The organism is Bradyrhizobium sp. (genome assembly GCF_017881085.1).
In the GTDB taxonomy this organism is placed as follows: Bacteria; Pseudomonadota; Alphaproteobacteria; order Rhizobiales; family Xanthobacteraceae; genus Bradyrhizobium.
In genome coordinates this window covers 1-5063 of the sequence record NZ_JADGRI010000363.1, presented here as the reverse complement: position 1 = coordinate 5063, position 5063 = coordinate 1, and the positions used below count along the sequence as shown (strand labels likewise).

Genomic DNA, 5063 nt, shown 5'->3' with positions numbered 1-5063 from the left:
CGCGTCGACCAGCGAGACATGGCTGTTCGGCTCGCCGCCGAATTCGGTCGAGGCGCCGGAAAACAGTTTTGACTTCGAGGTGACCTGGGCATGGACTTCCAGCCCGATCACCATCTCCCAGTCGCCGGTGGCGCCCTTGATCAGTCTTGCGCTCATCGCACTCATGCTCGTCCAGCCCCAAGCAGCGCGGATACCATCCGCTCCCATTCGGCCTCGAGCGAACCGCCCCCCACCGGCCTGGCCGCGCGCCGGTACCAATAGCCGGCATTGCCGGAATCGCCCTCCACTCGATGCAGATAGGCATGAACCCAGGCCGCATCAGCGGTTGGTTCGTCCTGCACGATCCTGTGTGCCTGATCCCAGCCGCCCTTTGCCGCCCACCATAGCGCCGCCAGCGGCGCGTCCAATTGCGGCGCGGGTGCGGCGCCCGACAGGCTCGCTTTGAATTCCGCCATGGTCACCACCACCTCGCCGGCGTGAACCGCCCGGCGGCCTGCTCGACCACCTCGCCGAGCGAGAACAGCGCCTCCTCGTCGAACGGCCGGCCGATCAGTTGCAGGCCGAGCGGCAAGCCCTGCGCATCCTTGCCGGCGGGAACCGCGATGCCGGGCAGTCCCGCCATGTTCACCGTCACCGTGAAGATGTCATTGAGATACATCTCGACCGGGTCGGCGCCGCCCTTCTCGCCGATGCCGAACGCCGCCGACGGCGTCGCCGGCGTCAGGATCGCATTGACGCCCTTGGCAAAGCAGTCCTCGAAATCCCTCTTGATCAGGGTGCGGACTTTTTGCGCGCGCAGATAATAGGCGTCGTAATAGCCGGCCGAGAGCACATAGGTGCCGATCATGACGCGGCGACGGACCTCGGCGCCAAAACCCTCGGCGCGGGTGGCCTCATACATGTCGCCGATCGAGCCGCCGGGCACGCGCAGGCCGTAGCGCACGCCGTCATAGCGCGCGAGATTCGAGGAGGCTTCCGCCGGTGCGACGATGTAATAGGCCGGCAGCGCGTATTTGGTGTGCGGCAGCGACACCTCGACCAGTTCGGCGCCGGCGGCCTTCAGCCAGCCCGCGCCCTCGCTCCAGAGCTTTTCGATTTCCGCGGGCATGCCGTCGAGGCGGTATTCCCTGGGAATGCCGATCTTCATGCCCTTGACCGACTTTCCGATCGCGGCCTCGTAGTCCGGCACCGGGCGATCGACTGACGTGGTGTCCTTGGGATCGTGGCCGGCCATCGAGCGCAGCAGGATCGCGGTGTCGCGCACCGTGCGCGCGATCGGGCCGGCCTGGTCGAGCGAGGATGCGAAGGCGACGATGCCCCAGCGCGAGCAGCGGCCATAGGTCGGCTTCAGGCCGACGGTCGCGGTGAACGCCGCCGGCTGGCGGATCGAACCGCCGGTGTCGGTCGCGGTCGCGCCCATGCACAACAAGGCCGCCACCGCCGAGGCCGAGCCGCCGGACGAGCCGCCCGGCACCAGCGTGGTGTTGGCGCCGTCGCGCCGCCACGGGTTGACCACGGGACCGAAGCACGAGGTCTCGTTCGACGAGCCCATCGCAAACTCGTCATTGTTGAGCTTGCCGAGCATCACAGCGCCGTCGCGCCAGAGCTGCGCGGTGACGGTGGATTCGTAAGGCGGCACGAAATTGGCGAGGATCTTCGAACACGCGGTGGTGCGCACGTCCTTGGTGGCGAACAGATCCTTGATGCCGAGCGGAATGCCGGCGAGCGGACCGCCCTCGCCTTTTGCGATTTTCGCATCGATCTCGCGCGCCATGGTCCGCGCCTGGTCCGGGGTTTCCAGCACAAAGGCATTGAGCACGCGCGCGGACTCGATCGCCTTGAGATGCGCGTCGGTTAGTTCAAGCGAGGTAATGGATTTGCTCGCGAGGCCATCCCTGGCCTCGGCAAGCGTCAGCGATGTCAAATCGGTCATTTATCAACCGGGCTGCAGAAGAACGGAGACAGCGTCTTGTCGTTGGCCGGATCGTCGCGCCGCGTCTTGGCGTTCGCCTTGTCGGCCGCTTCGAGCGCATCCAGCACGGCGTCGACGGCCTTGTCGGGATCGGCGGCCTTACCCTGCCGCTCCATCGCGTCGAGATAGTTCATATAGGCCGCATAGGCCTTTTCATCGTCGCAGAGCAGACACATCGGATTTCCCGTCTCGAAGACTCTCTTGTTGCGCGCGCATTACCCGCGCTTTGACCTATTCGACAACTTTCGGCACCAGAAAGAAATGATCTTCGGTGGCCGGGGCGTTCCTGACGATGTCGTCGGCGATCTCGCCGTCATTGACCACGTCGGGGCGCTTCTTCATTTCCATCGGGGTCACCGAGGTCATCGGTTCGACGCCCTCGACATTGACTTCTGACAGCTGCTCGACGAACGCCAGCATGGCGTTCAGTTCGCCCTGCAGATGCGAAACCTCGGATTCGGCGACCGCGATGCGCGCAAGATGCGCAATACGGCGAACGGTGGCGGCATCAACGGACATTATATATGGCCTCTAACGGCAAAATTCAGTCCGCCGTATAGCAGAGGGGGCTTTTGCGCCGCAACCGCGCCCCGGGCGTTATCAGCCCGCCATCTGGCTCATCCGCGCCAAAGCAGCACCCGCCAGCGCCCGGGTCAGCTCGGCGGCGGGCATTTCACGCCCCAGCCGCACCGCCTGCCCGGCCCAAAGATTGGTGAAATCGACCCTGCCGAGCTTTTCGGCTGCCGCCTTCAGCGGCGCCAGGCCGGTCGCGGCATGGGGAAAGGCCGGCGCGTCAGGGCTAATCGGGCCGACCTCGCGCATGGCGCGGTTAGGGACCCCGCGCGCCGGACGGCCGGTCATGACGTTGGTGATGACGGTGGAATCATCCAGCGCCTGGGCCAGCGCCAGGCGCGCCTGCGCCGTCACCTTCGACTCCGGACAGCGCAGATAGGCGGTACCGATCTGGACACCGGCCGCGCCCAGCGCGAACGCCGCCGCGATGCCCCGCCCGTCGGCGATGCCGCCCGCGGCGATCACGGGCACTTTCACCGCATCGACCACCTGCGGCACCAGCGCAAAGGTGCCGGGTTGCTCGGCGATATTGTCGGTCAGGAACATGCCGCGATGGCCGCCGGCTTCCGCTCCCTGCGCGATGATGACGTCGGCGCCGTTTTCCTCGAGCCAGATCGCCTCCCTCACGATGGTCGCCGACGACATCACGATGCAGCCGGCCGCCTTGACGCGTTTCAATAGCGCCGGAGCCGGCAGGCCGAAATGGAAACTCACCACTTCAGGCTTCAGCTCCTCGACGAGTTCGCACATCGCGGCATCGAAAGGCGCACGGTTGGCGGCGTTGACCGGCGCCGCGGGGTCGACCCCGAACTCTTTATAGTACGGCGCAAGCCGCTGCCTCCATTGGGCCTCGCGCCTTGGATCGGCATCGACCGGCTCGTGGCAGAAGAAGTTCATGTTGACCGGCACCGAGGCGCGCTGGCGGATGATGTTGACCTGCTCGCGCGCCTTCTCCACCGACAGCATCGCACAGGGCAGCGAGCCGAGCGCGCCGCCCTGCGCTGCCGCGATCACCAAATCGGCATCCATGATGCCGGCCATCGGCGCGAGAACGATGGGAAACTCCGTCTTGAAAAGCTCGATAACTCGGCGGTCTGGCCACATGATCTGTCGATTCCGGTGAATGGGGGATTGGCGCTGGCGTCGTTGCCGGTGGCCTCTCCAAGATTAACACCCCGCGAGCCGAAATAGTTATGCATTCGGGCGCAGCCAGAGGTTCACGCGCTGCAGCGCGATCCCGTCTCTTACTTTGCATGGATCGCACGCCGCGTGGTATGCGAGCGCGATGCCTGCCCTCATCCTTCCGCTGATCGAAGCCGCCGCGCACTGGCCTCCGCGCGGCGCGCTGGTCGGGCTCGACCTCGGCACCAAGACCATCGGGGTCGCTGTCTCCGACCCCGACCGCCGGCTGGCGACCGGGGTCGAGACCATCCAGCGCAAGGCCTTCAAGGCCGACGCCGGGCGCCTGCTCGCCATCGCCGCCGAGCGCAACGCCGTCGGCTTCGTGCTCGGCCTGCCCATCAACATGGACGCCAGCGAGGGACCGCGCGCGCAATCCACCCGCGCCTTCGCCCGCAATTTCTCCAGACTCACCGATCTGCCGATCGCACTGTGGGACGAGCGGCTCTCGACCGCGGCGGTGGAGCGCGAACTGATCGGCATGGACATGAGCCGCGCCCGGCGCGCCGAGGTGATCGACGAGCACGCCGCGATCTTCATCCTGCAGGGCGCGCTCGACCGGCTGGCCAATTTGCGCGAAACGCGCTGACGCCGTCCGGCCCCCTCATCCGTGCCCCGTCAGCAGGAAGGTCTGCAGCACCGCGGCCGAGTTGTTGAGGCCATGCACGAAGATCGTCAGCCAGGTCGAGCGGAAGCGGTAGCGCAGATATCCGAGCAGTAGCCCGATCGAGAACACCTCGCCGAAGAAGAACCAGTCATACTGCAGATGCAGCGCGGTCCACACCATCGACGACAGCAGGATGGCGCCGGGGGCGCCGAGAAACGACTCCGACCAGCCGCGGTAGAGAAAGCCGCGCGCGAACAATTCCTCCGAAATCGGGGCTGCGACGCAGAACGCCAGCACCAGCAGCCACAACGCGCCGTCGCCGCGCGCCGACTGCAGCACATCGCCCATGAAACCGGGCGTCACTTCGCGCCCCAACGCGCGCGACACCGCGTCCCACCCCATCACCAGCACGCCCAGCGCCACCGCGCCGATGACGAAATGGACCCAGGAGGTCCCGCGCAGCGCGAGATAATCGGCAAACGACGTGCGCGACCGGCGTATGGCGATCCACAGCGCGGCGAGCACGGCGGGCAGACCCATGATCACGGAAAGCGATATCGTCAGGCCGCTGCCGACGACATGGATCGCGGCGGCCATATCGATCGGCCCCTCTCGCCGCACGACAAACCAGGCCACGACGGCGATTTGTCCGACGAACATCGCGGCGAAGATGAACAAGCCCCACAGGGCGGTGCCCCAGAATTTCCAGATGCGCGGCGGGCGTTGGGCGGG

At 66.3% G+C, this 5063-nt stretch carries 7 protein-coding genes and 1 pseudogene; 1 reads left to right on the top strand and 7 read right to left on the bottom strand.

All coding sequences use genetic code 11. From position 1 onward, the window contains the following. From gatB to QZ213_RS24480, 6 genes and pseudogenes are all read right to left on the bottom strand, one after another. A pseudogene (gatB, locus tag QZ213_RS24505) lies at nt 1–165 on the bottom strand (Asp-tRNA(Asn)/Glu-tRNA(Gln) amidotransferase GatCAB subunit B); the annotation flags it as partial. Beyond that, a complete protein-coding gene (locus QZ213_RS24500) occupies nt 162–455 on the bottom strand; it encodes a hypothetical protein (protein WP_291688658.1) in 294 nt (97 codons plus the stop codon). The gene QZ213_RS24500 and the pseudogene gatB, both read right to left, overlap by 4 nt. Nucleotides 456–457: 2 nt before the next feature. After that, the gene (gene gatA / locus QZ213_RS24495; protein WP_291688657.1) at nt 458–1933 is read right to left on the bottom strand and encodes an Asp-tRNA(Asn)/Glu-tRNA(Gln) amidotransferase subunit GatA; all 1476 of its coding nucleotides are present in this window, start codon (nt 1931–1933) and stop codon (nt 458–460) included. After that, nucleotides 1930–2148, bottom strand: a complete 219-nt coding sequence (locus QZ213_RS24490) for a hypothetical protein (RefSeq protein WP_291688656.1) — start codon at nt 2146–2148, stop codon at nt 1930–1932. Before QZ213_RS24490 ends, gatA begins: the two co-directional genes overlap by 4 nt. Nucleotides 2149–2203: 55 nt before the next feature. Continuing rightward, on the bottom strand, nt 2204–2491 hold the full coding sequence (gene gatC / locus QZ213_RS24485; protein WP_291688655.1) for an Asp-tRNA(Asn)/Glu-tRNA(Gln) amidotransferase subunit GatC: 288 nt from the start codon (nt 2489–2491) through the stop codon (nt 2204–2206). A gap of 81 nt (nt 2492–2572) precedes the next feature. Beyond that, nucleotides 2573–3649, bottom strand: coding sequence for a nitronate monooxygenase (locus tag QZ213_RS24480; protein ID WP_291688654.1), 1077 nt, complete (start codon nt 3647–3649; stop codon nt 2573–2575). A 181-nt stretch (nt 3650–3830) separates the two neighbouring features. On the opposite strand from QZ213_RS24480, the gene ruvX reads away from it, so the two are divergent. Then, the gene (gene ruvX / locus QZ213_RS24475; protein WP_291688653.1) at nt 3831–4313 is read left to right on the top strand and encodes a Holliday junction resolvase RuvX; all 483 of its coding nucleotides are present in this window, start codon (nt 3831–3833) and stop codon (nt 4311–4313) included. Between the two features lie 15 nt (nt 4314–4328). Here ruvX and QZ213_RS24470 read toward each other — a convergent pair. Further along, a partial coding sequence (locus QZ213_RS24470; RefSeq protein ID WP_291688652.1) for a type II CAAX endopeptidase family protein occupies nt 4329–5063 on the bottom strand: 735 nt, incomplete at its 5' end.